At 63.8% G+C, this 26,051-nt stretch carries 27 protein-coding genes; 14 read left to right on the forward strand and 13 right to left on the reverse strand.

Annotated elements, in window-relative coordinates:
* Positions 1-38 precede the first annotated feature (38 nt).
* Positions 39-1,715 (forward strand): methyl-accepting chemotaxis protein, encoded by a 1,677-nt coding sequence (locus MMB74_RS00780; protein ID WP_277426686.1) that lies wholly within the window; start codon positions 39-41, stop codon positions 1,713-1,715.
* Between the two features lie 128 nt (positions 1,716-1,843).
* On the opposite strand, the gene MMB74_RS00785 is transcribed toward MMB74_RS00780, so the two are convergent.
* From MMB74_RS00785 to MMB74_RS00800, 4 genes are read right to left on the reverse strand one after another with little or no spacing between them, the layout of a single operon-like run.
* Positions 1,844-2,707: an HlyD family secretion protein gene (locus tag MMB74_RS00785; protein ID WP_277426687.1), complete on the reverse strand. Its 864-nt coding sequence runs from the start codon at positions 2,705-2,707 to the stop codon at positions 1,844-1,846.
* A 44-nt stretch (positions 2,708-2,751) separates the two neighbouring features.
* Positions 2,752-2,952 (reverse strand): DUF1656 domain-containing protein, encoded by a 201-nt coding sequence (locus MMB74_RS00790; RefSeq protein WP_277426688.1) that lies wholly within the window; start codon positions 2,950-2,952, stop codon positions 2,752-2,754.
* A 14-nt stretch (positions 2,953-2,966) separates the two neighbouring features.
* Positions 2,967-5,153, reverse strand: coding sequence for an FUSC family protein (locus tag MMB74_RS00795; protein ID WP_277426689.1), 2,187 nt, complete (start codon positions 5,151-5,153; stop codon positions 2,967-2,969).
* Between the two features lie 10 nt (positions 5,154-5,163).
* The gene (locus MMB74_RS00800; RefSeq protein ID WP_346780657.1) at positions 5,164-6,759 is read right to left on the reverse strand and encodes an efflux transporter outer membrane subunit; all 1,596 of its coding nucleotides are present in this window, start codon (positions 6,757-6,759) and stop codon (positions 5,164-5,166) included.
* 157 nt (positions 6,760-6,916) lie between these two features.
* On the opposite strand from MMB74_RS00800, the gene MMB74_RS00805 reads away from it, so the two are divergent.
* Positions 6,917-7,855 carry a LysR family transcriptional regulator gene (locus MMB74_RS00805; protein WP_277426691.1) on the forward strand — a complete coding sequence of 313 codons (939 nt, stop codon included), beginning with the start codon at positions 6,917-6,919 and terminating at the stop codon, positions 7,853-7,855.
* A gap of 75 nt (positions 7,856-7,930) precedes the next feature.
* Here MMB74_RS00805 and MMB74_RS00810 read toward each other — a convergent pair whose 3' ends face one another.
* Together MMB74_RS00810 and MMB74_RS00815 are read right to left on the reverse strand one after the other, a co-directional pair.
* Positions 7,931-8,104 (reverse strand): hypothetical protein, encoded by a 174-nt coding sequence (locus MMB74_RS00810; protein WP_277426692.1) that lies wholly within the window; start codon positions 8,102-8,104, stop codon positions 7,931-7,933.
* An 86-nt stretch (positions 8,105-8,190) separates the two neighbouring features.
* Complete coding sequence (locus MMB74_RS00815) at positions 8,191-8,514, reverse strand: DUF2288 domain-containing protein (RefSeq protein WP_277426693.1); 324 nt, start codon at positions 8,512-8,514, stop codon at positions 8,191-8,193.
* 203 nt (positions 8,515-8,717) lie between these two features.
* On the opposite strand from MMB74_RS00815, the gene MMB74_RS00820 reads away from it, so the two are divergent.
* Positions 8,718-9,248 carry a cytochrome b gene (locus tag MMB74_RS00820; RefSeq protein WP_277426694.1) on the forward strand — a complete coding sequence of 177 codons (531 nt, stop codon included), beginning with the start codon at positions 8,718-8,720 and terminating at the stop codon, positions 9,246-9,248.
* Positions 9,249-9,354: 106 nt separating this feature from the next.
* Here the strand turns inward: MMB74_RS00820 and MMB74_RS00825 are convergent, their stop codons facing one another.
* From MMB74_RS00825 to MMB74_RS00835, 3 genes are all read right to left on the reverse strand, one after another.
* Positions 9,355-10,983, reverse strand: coding sequence for an acyl-CoA synthetase (locus MMB74_RS00825; RefSeq protein ID WP_277426695.1), 1,629 nt, complete (start codon positions 10,981-10,983; stop codon positions 9,355-9,357).
* Positions 10,984-11,443: 460 nt separating this feature from the next.
* Positions 11,444-12,151, reverse strand: coding sequence for a peptidoglycan DD-metalloendopeptidase family protein (locus tag MMB74_RS00830; RefSeq protein WP_277426696.1), 708 nt, complete (start codon positions 12,149-12,151; stop codon positions 11,444-11,446).
* 202 nt (positions 12,152-12,353) lie between these two features.
* Entirely contained in the window at positions 12,354-13,259 is a 906-nt protein-coding gene (locus MMB74_RS00835) for an aldose epimerase (protein WP_277426697.1), read from the reverse strand.
* A gap of 6 nt (positions 13,260-13,265) precedes the next feature.
* Here MMB74_RS00835 and MMB74_RS00840 point away from each other — a divergent pair, with 6 nt between their 5' ends.
* Together MMB74_RS00840 and MMB74_RS00845 are read left to right on the forward strand one after the other, a co-directional pair.
* Positions 13,266-13,634: a hypothetical protein gene (locus MMB74_RS00840; RefSeq protein WP_277426698.1), complete on the forward strand. Its 369-nt coding sequence runs from the start codon at positions 13,266-13,268 to the stop codon at positions 13,632-13,634.
* Positions 13,635-13,819: 185 nt separating this feature from the next.
* A complete protein-coding gene (locus tag MMB74_RS00845; protein WP_277426699.1) occupies positions 13,820-15,412 on the forward strand; it encodes a methyl-accepting chemotaxis protein in 1,593 nt (530 codons plus the stop codon).
* A gap of 27 nt (positions 15,413-15,439) precedes the next feature.
* On the opposite strand, the gene aqpZ is transcribed toward MMB74_RS00845, so the two are convergent.
* Positions 15,440-16,201 carry an aquaporin Z gene (gene aqpZ, locus MMB74_RS00850; protein WP_277426700.1) on the reverse strand — a complete coding sequence of 254 codons (762 nt, stop codon included), beginning with the start codon at positions 16,199-16,201 and terminating at the stop codon, positions 15,440-15,442.
* Between the two features lie 308 nt (positions 16,202-16,509).
* Here aqpZ and MMB74_RS00855 point away from each other — a divergent pair, with 308 nt between their 5' ends.
* Positions 16,510-16,731, forward strand: coding sequence for a hypothetical protein (locus tag MMB74_RS00855; protein WP_277426701.1), 222 nt, complete (start codon positions 16,510-16,512; stop codon positions 16,729-16,731).
* Positions 16,732-16,760: 29 nt separating this feature from the next.
* Here MMB74_RS00855 and MMB74_RS00860 read toward each other — a convergent pair whose 3' ends face one another.
* Complete coding sequence (locus tag MMB74_RS00860) at positions 16,761-16,949, reverse strand: hypothetical protein (RefSeq protein ID WP_277426702.1); 189 nt, start codon at positions 16,947-16,949, stop codon at positions 16,761-16,763.
* Between the two features lie 242 nt (positions 16,950-17,191).
* Between MMB74_RS00860 and MMB74_RS00865 the strand changes: the two genes are divergently transcribed.
* From MMB74_RS00865 to MMB74_RS00895, 7 genes are all read left to right on the forward strand, one after another.
* Positions 17,192-17,518: a thioredoxin family protein gene (locus tag MMB74_RS00865; RefSeq protein ID WP_277426703.1), complete on the forward strand. Its 327-nt coding sequence runs from the start codon at positions 17,192-17,194 to the stop codon at positions 17,516-17,518.
* A gap of 673 nt (positions 17,519-18,191) precedes the next feature.
* Positions 18,192-19,952 (forward strand): peptidase S10, encoded by a 1,761-nt coding sequence (locus MMB74_RS00870; RefSeq protein WP_277427111.1) that lies wholly within the window; start codon positions 18,192-18,194, stop codon positions 19,950-19,952.
* Between the two features lie 45 nt (positions 19,953-19,997).
* Positions 19,998-20,393, forward strand: a complete 396-nt coding sequence (locus MMB74_RS00875) for a 2-oxoglutarate dehydrogenase (protein WP_277426704.1) — start codon at positions 19,998-20,000, stop codon at positions 20,391-20,393.
* A gap of 188 nt (positions 20,394-20,581) precedes the next feature.
* Positions 20,582-21,106, forward strand: coding sequence for a DUF6496 domain-containing protein (locus MMB74_RS00880; protein ID WP_277426705.1), 525 nt, complete (start codon positions 20,582-20,584; stop codon positions 21,104-21,106).
* 247 nt (positions 21,107-21,353) lie between these two features.
* The gene (locus tag MMB74_RS00885; protein WP_277426706.1) at positions 21,354-22,589 is read left to right on the forward strand and encodes a Crp/Fnr family transcriptional regulator; all 1,236 of its coding nucleotides are present in this window, start codon (positions 21,354-21,356) and stop codon (positions 22,587-22,589) included.
* 43 nt (positions 22,590-22,632) lie between these two features.
* Entirely contained in the window at positions 22,633-23,397 is a 765-nt protein-coding gene (locus MMB74_RS00890) for a flagellar motor protein (protein ID WP_277426707.1), read from the forward strand.
* Positions 23,398-23,476: 79 nt separating this feature from the next.
* Complete coding sequence (locus MMB74_RS00895) at positions 23,477-24,175, forward strand: OmpA family protein (RefSeq protein ID WP_277426708.1); 699 nt, start codon at positions 23,477-23,479, stop codon at positions 24,173-24,175.
* 122 nt (positions 24,176-24,297) lie between these two features.
* On the opposite strand, the gene MMB74_RS00900 is transcribed toward MMB74_RS00895, so the two are convergent.
* Together MMB74_RS00900 and MMB74_RS00905 are read right to left on the reverse strand one after the other, a co-directional pair.
* Positions 24,298-24,855: a sugar O-acetyltransferase gene (locus MMB74_RS00900; RefSeq protein WP_277426709.1), complete on the reverse strand. Its 558-nt coding sequence runs from the start codon at positions 24,853-24,855 to the stop codon at positions 24,298-24,300.
* A 75-nt stretch (positions 24,856-24,930) separates the two neighbouring features.
* Entirely contained in the window at positions 24,931-25,143 is a 213-nt protein-coding gene (locus MMB74_RS00905) for a hypothetical protein (protein WP_277426710.1), read from the reverse strand.
* Between the two features lie 336 nt (positions 25,144-25,479).
* Between MMB74_RS00905 and MMB74_RS00910 the strand changes: the two genes are divergently transcribed.
* Complete coding sequence (locus MMB74_RS00910; RefSeq protein WP_277426711.1) at positions 25,480-26,028, forward strand: putative glycolipid-binding domain-containing protein; 549 nt, start codon at positions 25,480-25,482, stop codon at positions 26,026-26,028.
* Positions 26,029-26,051: the final 23 nt, after the last annotated feature.

Consider the following 26,051-nt stretch of genomic DNA (forward strand, 5'->3'; position numbering starts at 1 on the left):
CCTACCCACGGTGGCGCGCAATGAGAAGGGGGTTGCATATGAAGGCAGTTTCGCTGGGCAAACGGTCCGGCGCGGGGTTCGTTCCTGACGGTGCGGGGGCCGGCGGCCGGTCGCACAAGCGCGCGGCGAAGACGAAATCGGGCGGCTTGTCGGTCAAGGCGTCGTTGCGATTGGCATTTGCGGTCGTGCTCGTGGGCACCCTCGTCATCGGCGTGTTCTCGTTGGCACAGATCGAACGCTTGAACGGTTCGACCAAATCGATCTACGAACAGGGCCATGTCGCCAGCCGCGCCGCGGAAGAAGTGCGCGCCGACGTGCTGCGCGCCAGCCGCGCGCAAAAGATGTTGCTGACGGCGACGACGGCCAAAGAGCGCGACGAATTGGGCGTCGAGGTCGACAAGGGGCTCGCCGCCATCAACGGCGAACTCGCGACGCTGCAGCAATACACGGATGCGTCGGACAGCGAAGGCATCACCGAGCAGAAGAAATTCAGCGCCGACGTGGGCGCGTGGGCAGGCCATCTGCGCGATTTCGTGAAGCTCGTGAAGGCGCAATCGCTCGATCTGTCGCAGATGAACTGGCAAGTGGGCATGCAGGACGTGTCGCTGCTCGTCGAAACCGGCAAGCTCGAAAAGCAAGTCGATGCGCTCGTCGCGCGCCGCGGCACCGAGGCTAAGGCGACCATCGAGAAATCGGCGTTCATCTTCAAGTCGTCGTTCCTGATGATGGCGGCGATGACCGTCGCGCTGATGATCGTCGCGTTTTTCGTCAGCGAGGCGGTGGTGCGGCGCTTGACGCGGCAACTGGGCGGCGAGCCCGTCTATGCCAAGGAGATCGCGAGCCATATCGCAGCGGGCGATCTGTCCAACCGCATTGCGCTCGGCAAGAAGGACGACGCCAGCATGCTCTATGCGCTCTCGGAGATGCAAACGGGGCTTGCGGCAACGGTCGGCGAAATCGCGGCGAGCGCGGAGGCGATCTCCTCGGCCGCCGGCGAGATCTCGATGGGCAACCTCGACTTGTCGCAACGCACGGAGTTGCAGGCGGTGTCGCTCGAGCGGACCGCGACGAGCATGGAGGAACTCACCTCGACGGTGAAGCAGAACGCCGACAATGCCAAGCAAGCGAGCGCGCTCGCCAACAACGCATCGGAAATCGCGTCGACTTGCGGCGATGTGGTTTCGCGCGTCGTCACGACGATGGGGCAGATCAACGACAGCGCCAAGAGCATCGGCGACATCATCGGCGTGATCGACGGGATCGCCTTCCAAACGAACATCTTGGCGCTGAACGCCGCCGTGGAAGCCGCGCGTGCGGGCGAGCAGGGCCGCGGCTTCGCCGTGGTGGCGGGCGAAGTGCGCAGCTTGGCGCAACGCAGCGCGGCTGCCGCCAAAGAGATCAAAACGCTCATCAACACGTCGCTCGAGCGCGTGGCGAACGGATCGAGCTTGGCGCAAGACGCCGGTCAAACGATGGACGAGGTCGTGAAAGCGGTCAAGCGCGTCACGGACATCATGGGCGAAATCTCGGCCGCATCGTCCGAGCAGAGCGCGGGTATCGAGGAAGTGAACCGCGCCGTCACGCAAATGGATGCCGGCACGCAGCAAAATGCCGCCCTCGTAGAAGAGGCGACGGCCGCTGCGCGTTCGCTCGAAGATCAAGCGCAGGCGCTCAAGCGCTTGGTCGGCAAGTTCAAGCTGCGCGCGGGCGGTTAGTCCTCGGTCCTCATCCTTAGGTGTCGCTGTCGGCGCGGGCCGGAATTTGGCCCGCGTCATCGTCTTTGCTCCCCCGCGCGTTGCTCGCAGCCGGTACTGGCGAAGCAAATGCGGGCGACGTTACACCGTCATCGAGCCGGCGACACGATCACGGTGCACGTCGTCCCTGCGGCGAGCGCCACGCCATCCGGAACCTGGTCGATGTGAATCCGCACGGGCACGCGCTGCGCGAGACGCACCCAGTTGAAAGTCGGATTGACGTCGGCGACGAGTTCGCGGCTTTGCGGATTGTCGCGATCGTAGATGCCGCGCGAGATGCTCTCCACGTGGCCTTGCAGCACGCCGCCGCTCATCAAGCGCATTTGCGCCTTCGCGCCGATTTTCACGCGCGGCAATTTGGTTTCCTCGAAATAGCCGTAAACCCAAAAGGAATGGCTGTCCACGATCGCGAGTTTGGGCGCGCCCGCGCTCGCGTAGTCGCCGCGAAATACGGACAGGTTGGTGACGTAGCCATCCACCGGCGAGACGACGGTGGTGCGTGCGAGATTGAGCTTGGCGGCGTCGAGCGAGGCCAAGGCTTGCTGATAGAGCGCCTGTGCGCTGGCTGCCGCGCTCGTTGCATTTTCGCGGCTTTCCTTCGAGACGACGAGGCTATCCATATCGGCGCGCCGCGCCGCCTCCGCCTGCCGCATGCGCCATTGAGCACGGCTCGCTGCGACGGCGGCTTCGGCCTGCTCCACCGCGATCCGGTAGTGCGCCGGGTCGATTTGCATCAGCACTTGGCCTTTCTTGACGAACATGTTGTCGGCGATCGGCAGGTCCACGACGGCGCCGGAGACGTCGGGCGCCACGTTGACGATTTGTGCGCGCACGCGGCCGTCGCGCGTCCACGGCTCGTCCATGTAATGCACCCAGAGCGAGCGGCCGAGGGCCAACGCGAGCACGAAAACGAGCGCCGTCGCGATGAAACCGATGATGTGTCGAAGCGTCATGATGAGAGTCGTTGGAAAAGCGTTCAGCGTTCAGCGTTTAACGTTTAGCGGTACACGGTCAACCCGATGACGCCGCAGATGCACGCGAGCAGGCTCGCGCGAAACAGCGTCGGGTGCCACACGAAACGGTAAAGCCCGACGCTCGCGAGCAGGCGGTCGACGAGCCATGTGAGCCCCGCGCCGCCGATGCACAGCGGCACGAGCGCGGGAATGAAAGCGCCGAGCACGGCGATCTCGCGGGACATGGGCGGCGTCTCCTTCATGCAGGCGCCGCGTCGTCGCGGCGAGATGCAAGCGCATACTGCGCGAGCGGCGATTGCGGGTCGATGAGCGCCGTGCGCACGAAGTGCAGGTAGCTCAAGATACGTTGCAGGCGATGGCGGTCTTCCCGCGGCGGCGCGAATGCGGCCAGCGCTTGCTGGGTCGCGGCGATCGCGTCGACGTTGGCGGCCAGCGCCGCATCCAGCCGCGTGGCTGCAGGGTGCGCGAACAGCGCGGCCAGCGTGTTGGCCGAGCGCGCGATCGCGCGCCGCCAGGGCATCGTTGCCGCGTAGCGCGCATCGCTGGGCAGTTGGCCCAACTCGCGACGCAAATCCATCACGGCATGGCCTACTTCCAGCACGGCGATGAGCCAAGCGAGCGCGTCGCGGCGTGCGGCCGGGTCGCGCTCCATCAGCGCATAGGCTTGAAACGCCAAATCGCGCGCCCGGCTTTCGAAGCGCCCTCGCAGGCGGGCGAGCGGCGCTTGGCAGGAGAGCACGACCTGCCGCCGCAAATCGGCCAGCAGATGGCGGCGCAGCCAGGGCGTCGAGGGCGGCAGAAGCACCGAATACGCGATCGCACAGGCCGCCATCGACAGCACCAACGCGATCGCATCGTTGGCAAAGCCGGCCGGATCGTAGCTCACCATGTTGTCGGGTCCCGCCAGCACGCAAAAGAAAATGCAATAGCCGGCGCCGTATCCCGCGAGCTTGGGCCGCGTCGTCATCCAGATGCCGAGGGCGAGCGGCGGTGCGAGGGCCGCGCACAGCAGTGGGAAGCCGTCGATGCGAGGATAGACGCCGAAGACTTCGACGAAGCCGACGAGCGTTGCGAGGAGGGCGCCCGCGGCCATTTGGTAGGTCATTCGGGTGGGGCGCGGCGAAGAAGAGGCCAATGCGCAGACGGCGGCCGCATTGAGCACGAGCACCGTGCCGTTGGGCCAAGCGGAGGCAACCCAAAACGCGCTGAGCACGGCCATCACGATCGCCCCGCGCAGGCCTGCGATCGCGGTCAGCACGGCATTGGTCTTCGGCTCGTAGCGTTCGGGCCAACGTTCACGCTCATGCGTGGGCGCCGCGAGCGATGCGTAGGTGAGCGCATAGGCGTGCATATCGTCGACGAACCGGTAGAGCAATTCGGCGGCCGTATCGAAGTCGAGCAAGGGAAAGCCGGGCTGCTCGGCCAGCACGATGCGGGCCTCGCGCACGCGGCGCGGCAGCGCGGCCTTGAACGCGTCGAGCTTGCGAGCGGAGCCTACGGCGTCGGCGGCCGTGAGCACCGGTTCGCCCGGCGTATGCAGCAGCGGCGCGAGCTCCTTGAAGTACGGTTCGAGCGCCTCGACGGCCCGGGTGGCGCCGGCGCCGCGCAGGCGATTCATCAACTGATGGAGCGCGTGAAAACGCGTGGAGGCCGTCATGAATTCGCTGTTCAAGCGCGCAAGACGGCCGCTGCGGCCACGCGTCTCGGCGCCTTCGAACACGGCGATGCTGCGCATCGCTTCGAAGCCCACGATTTCGGCGAGAAAGCGCGCATTGGTGCGTTCGATCTGCGCGCGTTCGACGCGCCCCGCGAGCGCGGCGGCCACGTATTCGACGAAGGCCGAAAAGCGGGCGCGCACCGTCGTGCGCATTTGCAAGCTGGCTTGCTGCGGCAGGACGAGGGCGCCGACGAAGCCGGCGCACAGCACGCCGAGCGCGACTTCGGCCGCGCGCGTGAGCGCCGCCAGAAACGCACCTTCGGGATGCTGCGCGGCGGGGATGCCGATCAATGCGGCCGTGTAGCCGGCCAGCAAGAAGCCGTACGAGCGAAAGTTGCGGTTGCGTGCGGCGCCGGCCGTGCAGATGCCGGTCCACAAGGCGAGCGCGCCCAGGAACAACTCGCGCTGGGGCGCGAATGCCGCGATCAGAAAGAGCGTCGCGATCAACCCGACCAGCGTGCCGCCGATCCGATAGAAGCTCTTGGCGAGTATCGCACCGCTTTGCGGTTGCATGACGATGAATACCGTCGTCATGGCCGTGCGCGGTTGCGGTAGTTGGAGCCGCATCGCGATGCCCAATGCCAGGAACGCGGCGGCCAGGGCCTTGAACAAGTAAATCCAAGTGCGAGCGTCGGTCTTCGCCCAGTCGGCGAAGGCGGTCTGCAGGGCGTCGAGCGAGCGTGCACGGGGGACAGTCGGATCGGCCATGATGCGCGTCCTAACGAGAGCCGTTGTCTGCGCGGGCGGCTCCGGACGCCGACGCCTCCGACGCCTCGCGCGCAACGGGGCCGTTGGGGACGCGCGCCGCCGCTATGGTTGTGCGCGCCGCTTCGTGCGAGGGTTTCATCGTTGCCTTCTCGGGTCCGTCCGCCGGCGTGCTCAACCCGCCGCCGAGCGCGCCCATCAACGACGCGTAGGCCACGAGCCGCGCGGCGCGCACGTGAGCGACGCGTTGCTGCGCACCGAGCCATTGCGTCTGGCCGACGACCACATTGACGTAATCGTTCAAACCTCGTTCGAAGCCGACTTGCGCGAGCCGATAGCTGCGCTCGGCGAGGCTCGCCGAGCGCATTGCATCGCCTTCTTGCGCCGCGAGCGAATGCAGCCGCACGATCTGGTCGGCGATCTGTTTGAGCGCCGCGATCACGGCGGCGTTGTAGTGCTCGACGGCTTCGTCGTAGCCCGCCGCCGCGGCGCCTAGGCGCCCGCGCAGGGCGCCGCCCTCGAAGATCGGGAGCGACAGCGCCGGCCCGGCGGTCCAACCGCCGTTGGCTGCATGCAGAAATTGGAACAAGGGGCCGCCGGCGGCAAACCCGCCCAGCGATGCCAGCAGATTGATGTTGGGGTAGAACGCGGCATGCGCGACATCGACGCCGCGCGCGGCGCCGGCGACCGCCCAGCGCGCGGCGACCACATCGGGGCGGTGACCGATGAGCTCGGCGGGTAGTTGCGAGGGCAGGCCGACCGGCGCATCCAACGCGAGCGCTGGCCGTGTCAGCGAGGCCCCCGCGCCGGGACCTCGACCCATCAGCGCCGCCAACTGATTGCGATCGAGTTCGATCGCTTCGTCGAGCGCCTCGATCTGGCGTTCGTATTCGGGCAGCGGCGCTTGTGCTTGGCTCAGATCGAGCTGCGTGCCGATGCCGCCTGCGAGGCGCCGGCGCGCAAGCGCGGCCAGTTCGCGCTGCCGCGCGAGCATATCGGCCGCGATATCGCGCAACGCGAATTGCTCGGAGAAGTCGATATAGGCGCGTACCAGATTGACTTCGAGTTCCAACTGCGCGGCGCGTTCGTCGGCGGCGCGCTGGTGGGCGGCGTCGAGCGCTTGCTCATGCGCGCGGGCATCGCCGCCCCACAGATCGAGCCGGTAGGACAGCCCGAGCGTGCCGGTGTTGTTCCAAGTGTTTTGATTGGCGAGCGGGCCGGGACCGTAATACAACGGATTGTCGGGCCAGTGCTCGCGAGTGATCGACAGGTTGCCGTTCAGATGCGGCGCGAGTTCGGCCGCGGCGACGCCCGCGAGCGACTGCGCTTGCCGTACGCGTGCGTCGGCTGCTGCCAGGGTCGGGTTGCCTGCGATGGCGGCGGCGACGAGCGTATCGAGCTGGGCATCGCCGAAGGCGCGCCACCAGTTGGCGTCGGGCCAGCCTGCGCTGCGATCGGCCGCGCGCACGGCGGCGCCGGGGTCGAGCGTTGCCGCATCGAGCGTCTGCCGTTGCGGCGCAATGCCGCCCGTGCTTGCGCATCCGGCGATTATTATCGACAGTGCAAGAAAAGCGGACGCAACGGGCAGTTTGCCGATCGGCAATCGCAAGATTCTCTCCCAACGGAACATGACTGAATGCGATCGATTATATTTTTCAGCTGATTGTTAAATAAGTGGTAAGGATGTAAGGGATCTTTGCCGTGGCTGTGATAATTGACGTTGCGCAATATGCAACAATCGCAGGGCGGACAGACAAGGGAAGGGCATGGACACGCTTCAAAACATGAGGGTTTTCGTACGCGTCGTTGAATCGGGTAGTTTCACCGCGGCAGCGCAGTACCTGAACACGACGACGGCCTACGCCTCGCGCGCCGTTTCCGATCTCGAAGCGCACCTGCATACGCGCCTGCTCAATCGAACGACGCGGCGCATCGCGTTGACCGAAGCGGGCGAGCGTTACTTGCAGCGCTGCCAGCAAATCCTCTCGTACGTCGAAGAGGCCGAGGCCGAAGCGAGCGACGCCCACGCACGGCCCAGCGGCAAGTTGCGGCTGCACGTGATGGCGAGTTTCGGCACGCGGTACATCGTGCCGGCCGTTGCCCGCTACCAAAAGCGCTACCCCGACGTAGCGGTCGAGTTGACGCTGGCGCAGCGCATTCCGGACCTACTCGACGAAGGCTTCGACGTGTCGGTCGTGCTCGGTTACGACTTACCCGACTCGGGCCTGATTTCACAGCGGCTCGGCAGCGTGTTCAGCATCGCTTGCGCCTCGCCGTCGTATCTGGAACGTCGCGGCGTTCCGCGCACGCCGTCGGACCTCGTCAACCATGACTGCCTGCGCATCGTCACGCCGGCGGCGGCCTTTGATAAGTGGAATTTCGACGGCCCCAACGGCGTCGAAACGTTCACCGTCTCGACGCCGAAATTTCAGGTGAACGGCGCCGATTCGATGGCGGTTGCGGTGCGCGAAGGGATGGGGGTGGCGGTGTTGCCGACCTATTCGGCCATGCGCTGGCTCAAAAGCGGCGAATTGGTCTGGATATTGCCCGAATATACGACCATGCCGCTGAACATCTACGCGCTCTATCCGTCGCGTCAGTATCTCGACGCGAAAATTCGTACCTGGATCGATTTCCTGCTCGAGGAATTACCGGCGACGCTAGCCGCGGAGCAAGCGGCGCTCAAGGCGTTCGCGCGCACATGAGCGCGCCGCGCGCGAGAACACGCGCGACGCATGGCCGGCGTTTCGCAGCGCGAGGCCGGAGAACGCGAGCGCAGCTCAGTGCCTCGTTCGACGCCAGTCGAGCATGTGATGCTCGGCCAGCCAGTGATGGATCATGCCTTCGCCGCCGTGATCGCGCTTGTACGAGCGCGACTCGAAGATCGTCAGCGCAAGCAGCACGAGCAGCCCGACGGCAAGCCCAACTAGCCCGGCAATCGATTCAGCGTCCATGGCAGTCTCCTTTCGCGAACGAGTCGCGCCATTACATACTAGAACATGCGCGGCGAAAGAGAGGGGGCGGGCCGAACCCCTGGGCGCTAACCGCGTTCTTGTACGCAAACCCAGGGCGACACGACCACGGCCCACAGGTCGGGATCGCGCGCCGCCCAATCTGCGGCGGTTTCCGACATCAAGCGCTCGACGAGACCCGACGAGAGCCATCGAGCCACCTGGTCGGCATCGTCTTCGGCAATGGCTGCCGCCACCGTCACTAGATCGAGATCGCGGGCGACGCGCAGCAGCATGCCGCGCGCGAAAAAACGTTCGAGTTCGGTCCAGCCGATCTTCGCGGTTTCGGCGAGCAGTTTCAGATAAAGCGGGCTGTGGCCGCCATCGGCGGCGGAGGGCTCAGGGGCAGTCATGGTGAAGTGCGTCAAAGCGAAGCGAGGGGCGTCACTATAAACCATCGCGTGTAGCGCAATGTTGCAACTGCGGCGCCACGGCGCAAGGATCTCTTAAGGTACCGCACGCTACAATCCGCCCTAATTGTGCGATGGCGCTCGCGCAGCATGCGGCGTGTGTGCGCGAGCGATCGCATTGGCATTCGTCTATCTATGAGGACATCATGGCCAACGCCTTCACCGTTTCGAAATATGACCCGTTTGCCCGTCTGCTTCACTGGCTCATCGTGGCGCTGCTAACGGGGCAGTACGTCGTCGCATGGACGATGCCGGACATTCATCGTGGTATGCAACCCGTAGGACTCATCGCTATCCATCTTACGCTCGGCGTCTCGATCATTGCGGTCATGGTCGTGCGCCTGCTATGGCGTTTTCTACGTAAAGAGCCGGGCGTTGTCGAAGGTTCCGCGCTCACGCGCGGTGTGGCCTATCTGACGCACGTTTTGCTCTACGTGCTGTTGATCGTCCAACCGCTCATGGGGTGGGCGAACGCCTCGTCGCGCGGGTGGCGGCTCGCGCTGTTCGGCGTCGACCTGCCGGCGCTCTCGCCCACCGGTTCGGCGTTCGGCCATGCGCTGGGCGACGTCCACGGCGTATTGTCTTGGGTCATGCTCGGGCTGATCGGCTTGCACGTGGTAGGCGCGCTGTATCACCACGTGGTCCTGCGCGACGGCGTATTGCGCCGAATGGCGTGACGCCCGTCGCTAGCCGAGGCCGCTACTGCCGGGCCGGCCGTAGCGGCGGCAGCGCTCCATGATCGACGCTCGTCGTTAACTCAACGCCGAGCTTTGCGCCCAGCATTCAACCCATCGAGCGCAGCTCGCGGCGCACGATCTTGCCGGTCGCCGTCATCGGCAACGTGTCGACGAAGGCGATTGCACGCGGATACTCGTGCGCGGCCAGGCGGGTGCGCACGTGGTCTTGAATCTCCCGCACGAGCGCCTCGCCGGGCGCGTACCCGTCGTTGAGCACGATGTACGCCTTGACGATCTCGGTGCGCGTCGCATCGGGCACGCCGACGACCGCCGCCATGCGCACGGCCGGATGACCCAGCAAGCAATCCTCGATCGGACCGGGGCCGATGCGATAGCCCGCACTCGTGATGACGTCGTCGTTGCGACCGACAAAACGGATGAAGCCGTCGGTATCCATGACGCCCACGTCGCCCGTCACGAGAAATTCGCCCGCGAATTTTTCACGTGTGGCTTCGGGGTTGCGCCAGTAGCCGAGAAACATGACCGGATCGGGCGCATGGATGCCGATGTTGCCTTCGGCGCCGGCCGGCAGCACGCGGCCCGCATCGTCCACGATCTGCACGTCATGGCCCGGCACCGCTTTGCCGATCGAGCCGATGCGAGGCTCGAACAGCGCGCTGCAAGAACTGACGACGACATTGCACTCGGTCTGCCCGTAGAACTCGTTGAGCGTGACACCGAGCGCTGTGCGGCCCCACTCGATGAGTTCCTCGCCAAGCGATTCGCCGCCGCTCGCGACGGCGACGAGCGAGAGCGCGTGGCGCTCCCGCGGCCGCTCGACCGTGCGCAGCATCTTGAGCGCGGTCGGCGGCAGAAAGGCGTGAGTGACGCCGTGTCGCGCCATGAGATCGAACGCCGCCTCGGCATCGAACTTCTCGAAGCGGCGCGCGAGCACGGGAATGCCGTGATGCCATGAAGGCAAGAGCACGTCGAGCAACCCGCCGATCCAAGCCCAATCGGCAGGCGTCCACATGAGGCGGGCCTGATCGGGGAAGAACGCTTGCGGCATCTCGACGCCGGGCAGGTGGCCGAGCAACACGCGGTGGGCATGCAGCGCGCCTTTGGGTTTGCCGGTCGTGCCCGACGTATAGATGATGATGGCCGGATCGTCGGCATGCGTATCGACGACGTCGAAGGTGCGCCCCTCCTCATCGAGCGACGGCCAAAACGGCAGGACCCCGGCGGCCTGCAATGCTTGCGTGTCGCCGTCGACGCAATAGATCGTCTTCAGTTCGGGCAGCGAGTCGCGAATCTGCGCGATCTTTTCCAGCCCTGCTGTGTCGGTGACGAGCGCCACGGTGCCGCTGTTCGAGAGACGGTATTGCAACGCCTCGACGCCGAAGAGCGCAAACAGCGGCACGGCGATCGCGCCGAGCTTGTAGGCGGCCAGGTGCGCGAGCGCCGTTTCTGGAGCTTGCGGCAAAAAGATGCCGACGCGCTCGCCTCGAGCGACGCCGTGGCGCTCGAAGCTGTGCGCGAGCTGGTTGGACAACGCCTTGAGTTCGTCGAAGGTATAGCGCGAGAGCGCGCCGTCGCGCGCCTCGTACACGAGCGCAAGCCGGCCCGTGCCGTCCGCCCACTTGTCGCAGGCGTCCACGCCGATGTTGTAGCGTTCGGGGATGCGCCACTTGAACGCCCGAACGAGCGCGTCGTAGCTGTCGGTTCTGGTAAGCATGCCGTGTCTCCTCTTTCCTCTTATCTTCGGACGGCCGGATAATCCGCCCGAAAATAATTCGACAAAATGCCGATCAATTTCAATTCGGCCGATTAGATCAGTCGATTGATCAATGGGCCGCCGCGCGTTCGCGTGCTATGCCTGCGTCCGCTGCTCCTTGATTGGCGGGGCACAGCGGTCCTCTCCGCTCGCCGCAGCGGCGCGCCGTGCTACTGCGCTAGCCATTGCGTATTTCTATGACATTATCTCGGCACTATGTGCCAATTACCGCTTTTCTTTCAATAATCGCATTGTGCGTGTATTGCAAAATTGTTAAATTGCAATTGGCGCATGGCGAACCGGTCCTTTGCCTCACTGCGCCGAACCCCCGTTGGCCCGGCTTCGGTCGGGCCTCTTTTTTTCTCGCCTTTGCCTCGCGTTCCCGCACGCATCGCTGGCCACAGAAGCGCGAAAGCCAATGCTAGCGCGCCGGCAGGTAGCGCGACGGATCGATCGAGCGTCCGCCGTAGCGCAGTTCGAAGTGCAGCGCCACATGATCATTGTCGGTGTCCCCCATCTCCGCAATCGTTTGGCCTTGCGTCACTCGATCGCCTTCCTTTACGAGCAGCCTGCGGTTGTGTGCATACGCAGTCAAGAAATCGGCGTTGTGCTTGACGATCAGCAGATTGCCGTAGCCGCGCAAGCCATTGCCGGCATAGACGACGGTGCCCGCGGCGGCCGCGACGATAGGTGTGCCCGCAACATTTGCGATATCGATGCCTTTGGCGTTGACGCCGTCGAAATTGCGCACGACCTTGCCCGATGTGGGCCAGATGAGCGAAATGCCGTTGGCGGGAGCGGCCGCGCCGGGCAGGGCGCGCGGCGCGGCGGCGTTGCTCGTGGACGGTGCAGGGCTGCCGTTGTTCGAGCTCGTCGATGAACCCGCCGTTGCGCCGTTGCCCGGCGGCGCAACGCGCAGCAACTGACCGACTTCGATTGCATCGGGATTGGTCAGGTTGTTCCAGCGGACGATGCTTCGCACCGATGCGCGATGGTTGCGCGCGATCTTAGTGACCGTGTCGCCGCGCTCGACGCGGTAATACCCCGGCGCGACCGGCGCCGACCCACATGCGACGAGCGCCGCCGCCAGCGGCGCGCATACGAGCCGCGTTATCGTTTTTCGCAACATTGAACCTCGCTCGACTTCTTCGAAACGCGCCGTCGCGCCCACCCCGGGGCGTGGCGGCCAAAACGTCCGATTGTAACGGGCCGATGTCGACGAATGTTCGGAAAGGGGAATAGGATGGGGGTGCCGGGCCGGAGGCGCCTAGCCGCGGGACCCAACCGGTGGCGCCTACCTAGCCGCGCTTGGCCGAAGGCACGTCCCCCGCTCAAAGCGCCGAAACCGAGATGCGCACCGACGCCGTCTCCGTTGCTCCCGGCTGAACCCAGCGCAGTCCCAGTCCATTGTGGATCGCGTCGGGCAGTCCGAGCCAAGGCTCGACGCAATAAAAATCCGACGTATCCGTCTCGGTCCAGGTCGTGACCGCATACCAGGGCACCGAGCCGGTCCGATCCAGGCTGATCTCGATACGCCGGCGTTGGGCCGGGCATTCGAGCCGCACCGGCTGCGGGGCGATACCGTCCAGACAGTGGAAGCGATCGTGGATCAGCGGATCGTCGAGCGTGTAGTGCGCAGCGCCCGGTTCCGGTGTGCTGATCGAGCCGTCTTCGAGTTGACGGCGGCGCTGCGTCGGCGGCAGCGAGAGCGTCGTCTCGCCGCGCGCCGTATGCGGCAGCGCGAAATAAAAGTGATGACCGGCGTAATAGGGTAGCGGGGCATCGCCCAAATTCGTCGTGGTCAAGGTCACATCGAGCGTAGTCGGATCGGCCAAGCGATACGCCGCTTCGAAACGGAAGGCGAACGGATATTGAACGCGCGTCGCCTCGGTATCGGTTAGCGTCATGCGCACGCCATGCCCATCGGCATCGCGCTCATGGGAAAACGGCAAATCGCGCGCAAAGCCGTGCATCGGCAACGCGCGCACCACGCCTTGGCGGTCGCGCCATTGTCCGATCTCGCCGTCCACGCGGTGCCGCCCGAGAAACGGAAACAGCAGCGGATTGCCGCCGCGCACGCGTGCAACGTTGTTCCAGTCGGCGTGCTCGGGCCAGTAGATGACGGTGTCCTCGCCGATGCGCCAACTGAGCAGCCGCCCGCCGAACTGCGGGGCGAGCTGGAGGCGCGAGACGCCGTGCGCGATATCGACGAAAGCCTGCTGCGGTGAATCGGTCATGGTGGGATGCGCTCGAACGGAGAGTTGGAAAAGGGGCGGCCGGCCGGCGCTCTCTTGCGCGGCGGGCGCGACATGCGATTGTGCCTCGGCTTGCGCTCGGGAGAAACCCTGCTGGGGAAAGTGCCGCTTTCGGGGACCGGATCCGGGCGTCATAATGACGTCGCGTGCGGGTGTTTTGTCTTTTTGAGCCGAAGTCGGGCTCATTCCGTTGGCAAGCCGGTCTCTCTTCTGCCGTCATCCGTCACACGTCGCTCGCGCGCCTCAGCCGCAAACCGTTCCGGAGCCAGCATGGATCTCGCTATGGCCATGGGCCTTTCGCTGTTCGGCATCTTCACCGCCAGCACGGTCCTGTTCTTCTTCCGCCTGGCGCGCTGAGCGCGCTCGTTCGGCGCGCCGTGCCCGGGCGATGCCCGAGTGCCGGATCGCGCCGCCCTAGGGCGGCTACCATCGATCGATGCAACGTTTGCCGCCGCCGCGTCGGCTTGACTCACGTCAAACTGACGCAACGGGGTTGTTTGTATCGTAGGACGGTTCATCAGCATCGATAGGCCGTCCACAATATGACCGAGAATACGACCGCGGCGGGCGAGGATTACTACTTGTCCGAACGGGATGTCACCATTTCGCGCACCGACACCGCCGGGCGCATCGTTTATGTCAACGAAGCATTCGTCAAGAGCAGCGGCTACACGCGCGAAGAAGTGACGGGCAAGCCGCATAGCCTCGTGCGCCACCCCGATATGCCCCCCGAAGTGTTTCGCGATCTGTGGGAGACGATCGGGCGCGACCAGCCCTGGACCGGCGTCCTCAAGAACCGGCGCAAGAACGGCCAAGCATATTGGGTGCTGGCCAACGTGACGCCCGTGTTCGAACACGGCAGCAAGGTCGGCTATATGGCCGTTCGCACGAAGCCGAGCATCGAGCAAATCGCGAAAGCGTCGCGCCTTTACGAAGTGCTCGGTGGCCCGGACGCGAGCAACGTGCGCCTATCGGGCGGAGAAATCGTGCGCACGGGCTGGCGCGGGATCGTGGATCGCGTGCTCGGCTTGCCGGTCGCGTTGCGCCTGTGGGGCGTCATGCTGGGCTTGATGGTGCTGTTTCTGCTGCAGAGCGTGGCCGCGGGGCGCTCGTTCGTGCCTGGCATGTCCGCGCTCGCGCTGAGCGCGACGCTGGGCGGCCTCGGGATTACGATGGCCGCGGCGACCGGCGTGTACCTGATGCGCGAGGTCTTGACGCCGCTCAGGGCGCTCAACGACAGCGCGCTGGACGTCCTGTGCGGCCACATTCAGGCGTTGTTCCCCGAGCGCGGCGACGCACAGGCGCGGCGGCTCGCGCGCATGCTCAATCAGATGAACGCGAAGCTCATCGGCATTTTGATCGACGCCAAAGTGTCGATCGACGTCATCGAGCGCGCGACGCAAGAATTCGCGAACGGCACGGCCGATCTCGCCAATCGCACCGACGAGCAGGCGAGCGCGATCGAAAAGACGACGGCAAGCCTCGCGGAAATCACGAAAACGGCCGAACGCAATGCGCTGGGCGCCGAACGCGCCAACGCAACGGGGCATGAAACGGCCGAATCGGCGGAATCGGCCGCGCGCGAAGTGCAGCGCACCGTCGAGGTCATGGCGCAAGTGCGCGATCATTCACGCAAGATTGCCGAGATCACGTCGCTGATCGACGGCATCGCGTTTCAGACCAACATCATTGCGCTCAATGCATCGGTTGAAGCGGCTCGCGCGGGGCAATACGGCCGCGGCTTCGCGGTGGTTGCGACAGAGGTGCGCAATCTCGCTCAACGCGCCGCGGGCGCGGCGCGCGAGATCAAGGATTTGATCGAGAGCACGCTCGATACCGTGACGACGGCGACGCAGACGGCGAGCCGCGCCGGCGAAACGATGAACACGGTCGAGCAGTTCGTGACGCGGCTGACCGACACGCTGCAGGAGATCGTGCACGCGAGCCGGGGGCAGAGCGTGCAGATCGCACAAATCAACGATGCGGTAGGGCAAGTGTCGGATCTCACGCAACGCAATGCGGCGCTCGTCGAGCAATCTGCCGCGGCGTCCGTGGGACTACGTCAGCAAACCCAATCGCTCGAGTCCGCGGTCAGCGTCTTTCATCTGGCAGGGGACGCGGCGCGCGCGCCATGAGCCGCGCCGGCCATCGCCCTTCGCCTATCATTTCGCGCTCGTAGCCAACCCGGCTTCGGCCAGCGCCGGCGCCTCGGCTTCGGCATGGCCCGCAATCGCGGGGTAAAGCAGGCCGGCGACGATGGCGCCGAGCATCGGTGCCGCCCAAAACACCCACAGCTGCGTGAGCGCGTCGCCGCCGGCGACGAGGGCCGGGCCCGTCGAGCGCGCGGGATTGACCGACGTGCCGGTGACCGGAATCGAGACGAGATGAATCAACGTAAGGCATAGGCCGATCGCAATCGGCGCGAATCCGGCCGGTGCGCGTTCATCGGTGGCGCCCAGTATCACGAATAGGAAAAAGCCCGTCATGACGGCTTCGCAGACGAATGCCGCTTCCAGCGTGTAGTGGCCGGGCGAGCGTTCGGCATAACCGTTCGTCGCGAAACTGCTCGAGGCCAAATCGAAAGCCGGATTGCCCTTCATGATCAGCAGCAACAGCAATGCGGCAAGCGTCGCGCCGATCAATTGCGCGACGATATAGGGCACGACATCGCGAATCGGAAAGCGACGCGCGACGGTGAGCCCAATGGTCACGGCCGGGTTCAAATGGCAGCCGGAGATATGACCGACCGCATAGGCCATCGTCAGGACCGTGAGGCCGAAGGCGAGGGCTACGCCGGCGAAGCCGATGCCCAAGCCATGGGCGGCCCCGGGGAAGCTCGCTGCGATCAAGGCGCTGCCGCAACCGCAGAACACCAGCCAGAAGGTGCCGAACGTCTCGGCGAGAAAGCGTTTCGACATCGACATAGTTAGGACTCCGAATGGAATAGGGAAGACGGGAAAATCGATGCGGCCCAGCAGGGCCGCGCGGCGGTGCCCGAATCTTATCCTTCGTCGCGAACCGAAGATCCAAACGATTGTAAAGAGCGTAGCGCATTGGGCGGATTCCGATAGCCATGCGCCATTGCGCCGCTCCGGCAATTCTTCAAATGTGAGATGCGCAAGCGGGAAACGGCGATTTCGCGGCCGAATCAGTGCGAATCGGTGCGGCGCGCCTTGAATTGATCAAAACGGCTGCGAATAATAGGCAAAAACGTTATTGATGCGGGGCGGGCATGCTCGAGACGCTGCACAAAATCGACACGCGCGAGGCGTTGCTCGCATGGCTGCGCCAACCGCGCCTTCATCGCCGGCGCTTGCCGCCCTTGCCACGCTTGCCGTCGCCGCAATGGGCGCCGTGGTTCGCGGCAGCGGGCCTAGGCGGCGCGCTGTTCTTCGCGTGGGCGTTCCTGAAAATCGTGCTGATTCTCATCTTCCCTCGTCCCGGTGCGCTCTGACCGCCCTCAGCGAAACCCGTAACGTCGCTTCAACCACGTGGGCTGCCCGGCTGCTGCTCGGGTTGCTGGTCCGGTTCCGGCTCGGGCGTGCCGATGTCGGGTGTATCCGGCGTGCCGGGGCTCGGTGCGTCGGGGATGGTCGGTTGATCCGGGATCGGTGGGTCGGAAGGGGCGCCCGGGTATGCAAGCGGGCGAACTTCGTTCGAAAAGCGCGTCATGCGGAGCCTCCATGTATCGTCGATGCGATCGCGATAGACGCCGTAGCGCCCGCTTCTCTGTGCGCTTCAAGAGTCGAGCCTCCGAAGAAACGGTTGGCGTCCTGTTCCCTTGTTCTTGTGCAAGCGCCGTACCGCCGGCGGCGGCACAATGGTTGCATCGTTGGAGTCGAAGAAACAGGGACGAGCGCGCCGTGAGGCCCGATTCGGGCATGGGCCAAGGCGCTTAAAAAGGGGGCAATGCGATGACGGAACACAACGGTTACGCGCGGACGGCGCCCGAACGCGCCGAAGTCGACGCGCTCACGGGCGCGACGGTGCTCGAGTTCGGCACTGACTGGTGCGGCTACTGCCAGGGCGCGCAGCGGTACATCGTCGAAGCGCTCGGGCATGCGCCGCAATTGCGACATCTGAAGATCGAAGACGGTCCGGGGCGGCCGCTCGGACGATCGTTCAAGGTGAAATTGTGGCCGACGCTCGTTTTCTTGCGCGACGGCGTGGAGGTGGCGCGCGTAGTGCGCCCGACCGACACGCGCGCGCTGGAAGAGGGCGTCGCCGCGGCGCTGCGCTGAACGGGCAGGGCAGCACTTGCGTTCGCCTGCCCATGATCGACTCGGCTCCTATGACATGCTGAAGATATGGCTCGCGCAGCAATGTTTGTGCCGAATTCCGCGAGGTTGATCGTCGACTTACTCCGGCGTGGGTTTTTTGCGGCTTCTTCGAAAATTCAATGAATTACGCAATAAAGTAGAAAGACCTTTATATATTTATTGACGATTTGCTTTCAATTTTTATTGTGAATTTAATCAGGCGAAAAAGCTTCGGAAATAACGTGCCGCCACCCGATACGCGATCTGCGTTTCGCTTTCCGCAGGGGGCGTGACGCGCATTTCAGTTTCCGCGACCCTTGACAATACATTGGTTCGCGCATAGTTTTCTATCGCCGCGCCTCGCGGCATCTCTGTATTACCCTCCGAAATCCAGTAGTAAAAGCGCTCTATAGACGTTTCGCATTGGCAGTATTAATTCATGCGGTTCGATAGTCAGGCTCTTGGTCGTGATCGAGAAGAGGGCTGAATGTTCGACCGTTGCCGGATATTGCGCGCCGAAAAAGCGGTTCGCGGTCGAAGGAACGGTCATCGAGAAACGGCAACTCAACTACCAAGGACAAAAATGAAGAAGCGAGATAGGAGTGGTATCCCCGGCGGCGAGCGTCGCCGTGGCGGCGGCCTTTGGCTCACGGCGATGGCAGCGGCCGCGCTCGCGCTGGCCGGATGCGGCGGCGGCGACGGCTCGTCGGTAGCCGCGAGCGCGAACGCCCAGCAAGTCGCACCGGCTCAAGCGCAAGCCACCAATCAGCAGCAGGCTGCAGCCGATCAACCCTATACGGATCCGATCGCCTACAAGGCGAGCGCCGGCGATAGCCTCGATCCCACGCAGGTGGCCGAGAAGGCGGCGGTCATGCATCACGTGTGGACGGCCGGCAAAAAGGCGATCCACTACACGACGACGATGGGCCATTTGACGGCGTCGGACCTCGGCGGCAATGCCGAAGCGACGATGTCCTATGTCGCCTATACGGCGCCGAGCAAGGATGGCAAACCGCGCCCGGTGACGTTTTTCTATAACGGCGGGCCGGGTTCGTCCTCGATTTGGCTGCGGCTCGGCTCGTTCGCGCCTACGCGGGTCGCCACGCCCGATCCGTTGATGACCGATTGGCCGAACTACCCGCTCGTGCAGAACGCCGAGAGCTTGATCGACACCACCGATATGGTCTTCATCGATCCGCCGGGCACGGGCCTGTCCGAAGCGATCGCCCCGAACACCAACCAGAAGTTCTGGGGCAGCGATGCCGACGTGAACGTCATGCGCGATTTCATTCGGCGCTACGTAGCCGCGAACCATCGCACCGATTCCCCGCTGTATCTGTACGGCGAATCGTACGGCACGCCACGCACGGATATGCTTGCGCTCGCGCTGGAATCGGCCGGTGTTCACCTGACAGGGATCATGCTGCAGTCGTCGATCCTGAACTATTTCGCCGATGCGATCGAGGCCGTCGCCATTCTGAGCGGCAACACGATCGACATGAACGCGCTCAAGCTCGATACCGATACGCTGAGCGGCTACTATCCGGGCTACGCGGCGGTCGCATCTTATTTCAAGCAAACCGTGCTGCCGGTGCAGGCCGATCCGGCGCTGTTTGCGTTCCAGTCGGAACTGTTCGCCACGACGCACTATGACAACTTCAAGCAATACGCGCAGTCGTGGGTGCTGAGCCAACTGGGCGTGCCGACGTTCTTGGGCACACCGGTGTTCCCGAGCGCGCCGACGCTGGCATCGTGGACTTGGTCCTCGGGCTTGTCGTTCCAAGCGTTGAACGGGTACTTCAACATCAATCCGTTCAATAACGAGTTGTTGCCGGGCACGACGATCGGCCGCTACGACGGGCGTGTGGCGCTGCCCAATTCCGACCCGCGCTTGCAGACGGACGGGGACCCGTCCGACATTCTGATCTCGCAGCCGTTCACCACTGCGCTGGCGACGCAGATGCCGAACTACCTTGGTTACACGGCGCCCAACGCGACGTACATGCCGCTGAACGACGCCATCATTTACGCGTGGGACTTCTCGCACGACGGCCAGCCGTTGCCCGATACCATCCCCGATCTATTGGCGGCGATCGAGCTCAATCCACAGTTGAAGGTGCTCGCCATCAACGGCTATCACGATCTCGCGACGCCATTTTTCAATACCGAGAAACAGCTCGCGCGGCTGCAGACCGTTCCCGGCTTGAATCCGAACTTGCAGGTGACGTTCTATCCGGGCGGGCACATGACCTATCTGGACGATCGAGCGCGGCCGAAGATGAAGTCGGACCTGCGTGACTTCTACGCGGGGCAGCAAGCGCCCGGCGCGCTCGGCCTGTGGATGCTGCCGCCGCCGTGGAGCGACGAAAGCCCCGCGGCCACGGCCACGCTGGCGGCACAGTCCGCCACGCGGTAACTGGCGATTGTGCGTTACTTCAGCTACCTTTTTAGCGAGCGGATCATGTCACCAATCGATATGCTGCGACGAATTTCTTCCCTGATCGCGTTGAGCGCGCTGGCCGGAGCAGCCCATGCGGCTGCGCTGCAATCGGTCGCACCTGCACACTTGCCCAATCGCGGCGGGGGTGTCGACGGGCCGTATTTTCCGCGTGCGCGGGCTGCGGCCGTGATGCCCACCACCGGCAACGCGCTGGCCCAGCAAGCGCAACAACGGATCGAATCGCGCCTGGGCGCGAATACCGTGCTCAGTAACGGTGCGGCGATCACGAAAGCGCAAGCGCGAACGAACGGGCTCGGCTACATCGCCAAGCACTTCGACGAAATCGACGCATCTCATAGCGGCCGCGTCACGATGAGCGATGTGAAGCAATACTTGCAGCAGCGACGGCGTCAATAGCGCCGTCGATCGCATCGACTCTGGGCGGATCATCCTAGTGTCCCGTCCTGCCGCCCGCTTGCAAAGCCCGCATGCGGGCGTTTTTATTCGTGGCGTGTTTGCTGCGCGGCCGGGCCTCCGGAATGGGGTCGGCGGGCACACGGGTTGCGTGAGCCGGCACTAGGCAATCGTTCTTACGGAGGTGTCCCATGCCCGAACGAAAAACGTTATCGCGAGCGCAAGCCGACAAGCGCGCCGGCAAAGCCCCATCGACCCAGGCCGGCGAATTCGTCAAAGAGGAAATCGACCATGTTCGCAGCGGAAAACATGGGGTGCGTTCGGCCAAGCAAGCGGTCGCCATCGGCTTGTCGAAGGCGCGCCGTGCGGGCGTCGCTCTGAAACCGCCGAAGAAGGGGCAGACGAGCGAAGCGACCCGCAAGAAGGCCGAGAAGGACGTCGCTGCCGGCCAGGGCAAGGTCAAGCATTCGGCCAGCACGGAGACGAAGGCCAAGCGCTCGCGCACGACGGAGTCGGTGCTCAAGCGCGAAAGCGCCAAGGGCGCTTCCCACGCCGCGGTCTCCAAGCAGGCGAAAACTGCTGCGGCGAAGCGGCCGGCGGCGAGCCGTTCCGCGGCGGCGAAGAAAGCCGCCCATACAAAGGGCGCCGCCGCGCGCTCGGCTGCGGCCAAGAAGGCAGCGCGCACGCGTGCCGCGCGCGCGCAGGCGCATCGTTGATCCAAGAGCGTCGAGCGGGGCCCCAATCGTTGGATGGTTGCACCGCGCAGAAGGCGCCGTCGATGCGTGTTTACCTGATCCGATAAGTCTGAAGATGTGCGGCCGCGCGCTAAAGAAAAGCGCGCGCCGCGACGTTAACGCACGCATGAGCCGAGCATCGCGACTACCGCGGCAAGGGCCAGGCTCGCCGCCTCGCCCGTTGTGCAACGCGGGTGGAGGGCAAAAAAAATCGAACGGGGAAAGCATCGTGAGCCAACAAAGATCGTCGTGGACGCGCACCGCCGCGCCTGGCGAGGTCATCTATTCGGAAGGTTTTGCCGGAGAGCCTGTCCTCTATGTCATCACCGAGGGCAAGATCGAACTCTCGACGCGCTGCGACGACAAGAAGGTGGTACTGGCCACGCTCGGCAAGGGCGAGTTTTTCGGGGAGGCCGTGTTGTTGCAGGCGGAACCGCGGGCGCACACGGCTAAGGCGCTCTCGTTCTGCCAACTTACGGTCGTGCATGCGAGCATGGTCGAGGAAGAGCTGGCACGCGCCTCGCCGCTCGTGCGGCACATCATGCGTACGACGATTCGCCGCAGCCGCAAGAAAGACGATTTGCTCGCCACCTACACCCACGCCGACTTTCTGCCCGGCGTCGTTTCATACGCGCACGTGCTCGCGCTGATGGCGGGCGCCGACACGGCCGATTCGATGGACGGGCGCATGCGTCGCGGGCAGCCCGATGAGGTCTCGGTGCCGCTTCCGGAAGTCATCAAGAAGTGCCGCGCCATTGCCGGCCATTCGCGGCCCCACGTGATGACCATGCTCGGCCGCATGGAAAGACTCAACCTCGTCTCGCTTGGCACCGGCCGCGCCGAACATCTGAGCGGCAACTCGCGCGCGGGGCAGGACGCGGTATCGAACCGGCAAGTCGTCACGTTCGATCCAGCGCGCATTACCGACCGTGCTCAGCAAGTGGGCGATCAAGATCTCGACATCGCGATCAACAGCGAGCTCGAATTGATCGAACTGTCCGATTTGGAAGCGCTGATCGGCGTCGAGCGCAAGATGATTCTCACCAAGCTCTCGCACGACGAAATCGCCGAGGATTTGTTCGCGTTTCGCAAAACGAAGGTGCTCCATTACGTGGAAGAGAAGGGCGTGAGCTACTTCTCCAAGCGCACGCGCGGCAGCGGCGAGATCAAATCGCTCGAGGACATCGAGTTCGTCGATCACCGCACGCTGTTCGACGCCGTCAGCGCGACCGATACCTACGATCTGGCCAAGCTTGCCGCCAGCGCCTGCGATCAGGCGATCGTCGACAAGTTGTTCTCGGTGATGACCGAGGCGCGCAAGAAGGAAGTGTCATGGGTCATGCGACGCGATTTGAAAATCGATCAAGCGGAAGTCGACGACATCGAGCAGCGCTTCATTGCCACCATTCGCTCGATCAAATCGGCTAATGGACACGCACAGGCCCCGATGACGCGCGAAGCGTAAAGCAGCGCAAACCAAGTAGAAAGCTGGATCGTTAGGAGTGGTCATGGATCTGCTTACCGTCATCGGCGCGTTGTTCGGCGCCGCCGCGATCGGCGTCGGTTTCTGGCTCGAAGGCGGGCATTTCAGCACCTTGGTGCAAGGGGAAGCCTTCGTCATCGTGCTCGGCGGCACGCTGAGCGCCGTCATGATTCAAAACACTTGGGCGCGCTTCTTCGACGGGATCAAGCAACTGCATCTCGCGTTCATGAAAGCGCGCCAGGTCGACCGAGAGAGCTTGTCGACGCTGCTCGAATGGGGCGATCGAGCCAAGCTGAACGGCATGCTGGCGTTCGAATCGATCGACGCGACGGGCATTAGCGCCTTTGCCAAACGGGGTCTGGAACTGCTCGCCAACGGTGTGTCGACCGCTGTGCTCGAGGACGCGTTGCATCGCGAGCTGGTTGCCTACGAGCGCAATCGAATGGCTGCGGCGCGGATTTGGCAGCAGGCCGGAGGCTATGCGCCGACGTTCGGCATTCTCGGCGCGGTGCTCGGCTTGATTCACGTCACCGGGCACGTGCTCGAGCCTGCGCAATTGGGAAGCGGCATTGCGACGGCTTTTACGGCAACGCTGTACGGGCTCGCCCTCGCGAATCTGGTTTTTTTGCCGCTGTACGGCAAGATCAAGGCGCAAGTGGATAGCGAGCTGCGTTTTAGGAAGCTGTACATGGACGGCCTTCTGGCGATTTCTCGCAAGGAGTCGCCGCAGACGATCGAGACGCGCCTGGCGGCCGAGGTGCGAGAGCGCGCCGCCGAGTCGCTCGGCTGAGCGGCGATAGCGCCAGCAAGGCACGCAACGCGCGCCGGTACGGCGGCGCGATCCGATATTTTTCCAATGGAGCGCGCAGATGAGCATTCTCGCGGACGGCAAGCGCCAAGCTGCGGGCGAAATCGGGCATGACTGGCACGACGGGCACGACCAGACGGAAGAGCACGCCGAGCGGTGGCTGATCTCGTACGCGGACCTGATCACCACACTGATGGTGTTCTTTTTGGCGCTGTACGTGCTCGAACTGGCGAAAGACCGCGACTTGCAAACCAAGAAATTCGAAGCGCAGGCTTCCAGCATGCGCATGCAAGCGGCGAAAGACGCCGCGGCCGATGCCCGCAAAGCGGCTCGCGCCACGCTCGTCGCCCTGCTCGAACCGCTGAGCGATGCGCATGCGATCACCGTGAATGAATCGACGCAAGGCGTCGAAATCGCGATCAATGCGAAGATCCTCTTCAATTCGGGCGACGCGCGATTGCTGCCCGATTCGATCGATGTCCTTGCTCGCGTGGCGCAAGTGCTCGCCAGTCATTCGGGCAAGAACATCCTCGTCGAAGGGCACAGCGACAGCGTGCCCATTTCCGGCGGGAAGTACGAGTCGAATTGGGAGCTTTCCGCCGCGCGGGCGGGTGCTGTCGTTCGCTTCTTCGTCGACAAAGGCATCGAGCCGCATCGCCTCGCGGCAGTGGGGCGCGCTGATAACGTGCCGCTCGTGCTCGGTCAGGATGCGGCTGCGAATGCCGCGAACCGACGCGTGACGATTCTCGTTCAATACTGACCCGAGCCGTTCGCCGGACGACGGACCAGTGTCCGCGCATGGCGGTACACCGCCCGACGATGCCATCGCTACGCTCGGCGACGCGTGGGCAGCGCGCGTCGACACCTTTCGTAGATATTCCCTTAACAAGCAATCGAACGAATGACCCTCGCCGGATTTCCGCCAACGAGAGCATTCGGGGGAACGTCCTTAGTGACTACCGATCCCGCCGCGACCACCGAGTTCTCACCTACTGTTACGCCCCCGATAATGGTCGCACCGGCTGCGATCCAGACGTTTCTCTCAATCACGATGGGTTTTGCGATTACGCCGTTGCGCCGCTGGGAGGGTTCAATGGGGTGACCGGACGTTATGAGGCTCACGTTCGGCCCAATCATCACGTCGTCGGCAATGTCGAGGCCGCCAAGGTCATAGAAAGTACAATTCTGATTGATGAAGACATTGCGCCCGACGCTGATATCGATCCCGCCGGTTGTGTAGAACGGTGGTATCAATAAAAAGCTGTCGTCCACCTTCTTGCCGATGAGATCGCTGAATAAAGTCCGGACTTCGTCCGCATCGTTGAATGTCAACCGGTTGAGCGTGGCGGTGATTGCCATCGCTCGTTTGACGTTCGCTGACATAGCCGCTGATTCCGGTGTTCCCCTGGGAATTATCTTGGTGCGATCATCATTCGCCATTCGTTATCTTCCTCTGGTTACTATCCTGTGATTTTCAGTGATGAATGCTAGGGAAACCCTATCGAGTCGAGGTATTCATGCTGGTCGAAGGCTAACGGCTCGGATAGCCAAGTGGACGGCTCGATTGTCGATGATCGAGCCCGCCCTGTCGATTGACAGAAACTGGCCGATCACCGCCTGATGCATGATGGGCTGATCGTGTTCCGCGAAGGTAATGCCTTGCCATTGCTCGATGAGCAATGGTGCATTCTTCGCGAAGCCTTGCGTGCCATTTGCGTTGGTGGACACCACAATCCTCCCAGGATCGGTGTTTCGCACAGTTTGCCAGCAGTTCGGTGCCACCGGTGCAACGTCTGCACTCGTGGTGCCTATACGCGGAGATCTTTGCGACGGAGGTCTTTTCTGCCGAGCGGCCTTGCCACGACGATTCGCGTTACGTACCCAGAAGGGCTTCGCTGATCGACGGCGGAAATCAGGCGCTGAAAGCCGCGCTGTCGCTTCGAAACGTTAGACCTGGCTCCAACCGTCCGACGAGCAATCTTTAGCGGCGCTCTTTGACCGCCGACGGCAAATCGTGTATTTACGCTCGGAACGACTTCAATTCAGCCTGGGGAGGATTCGGCGATGACATCCGTTGCGCAATGGGTCGCAGAAGAGGGCGTGGGCGCCGAGCACCTCGTGTTGAACGAATGGCCGGATCGTGTGGTCGGCGAGGCAGTGGTCGTGGGCGCGCGCTTTGGCAAGCCGTATGGCGCGCACTACCGGGTTGAGATGGCGCCTAACTGGACGGTGCGACGCGTGCTGGTCGCCCTGACCGATGGGCGCACGCTCGTGGTATCGGCTGACGGCAATGGCCATTGGCATGACACCGACGGCAAGCCGCTGGCAGCGCTCGATGGCTGCATCGACGTCGACATTTCGGCCACGCCGTTCACCAATACGCTACCCATCCGTCGGCTCGGGTTGATGAAGGGCGAGCGGCGTGAAATTCGCGTGGCCTATCTGGCGCTGCCGGCGTTGACGATCGAGCCCGTCGAGCAGGCGTACACGTGCATCGAGCCTCGGCGTCGCTATCTGTACGAGGGCCTATTCCGGCAGTTCCAGGCAGAATTGGCGATCGATAAAAATTGGCTGGTCGAAGATTATCCGACGCTGTTCAAACGGATCTCGTAGCTCATCCAGCGTCCGACCCGCCA

The sequence above is a fragment of the Trinickia sp. Y13 genome, from assembly GCF_029522115.1.
GTDB lineage: Bacteria > Pseudomonadota > Gammaproteobacteria > Burkholderiales > Burkholderiaceae > Trinickia.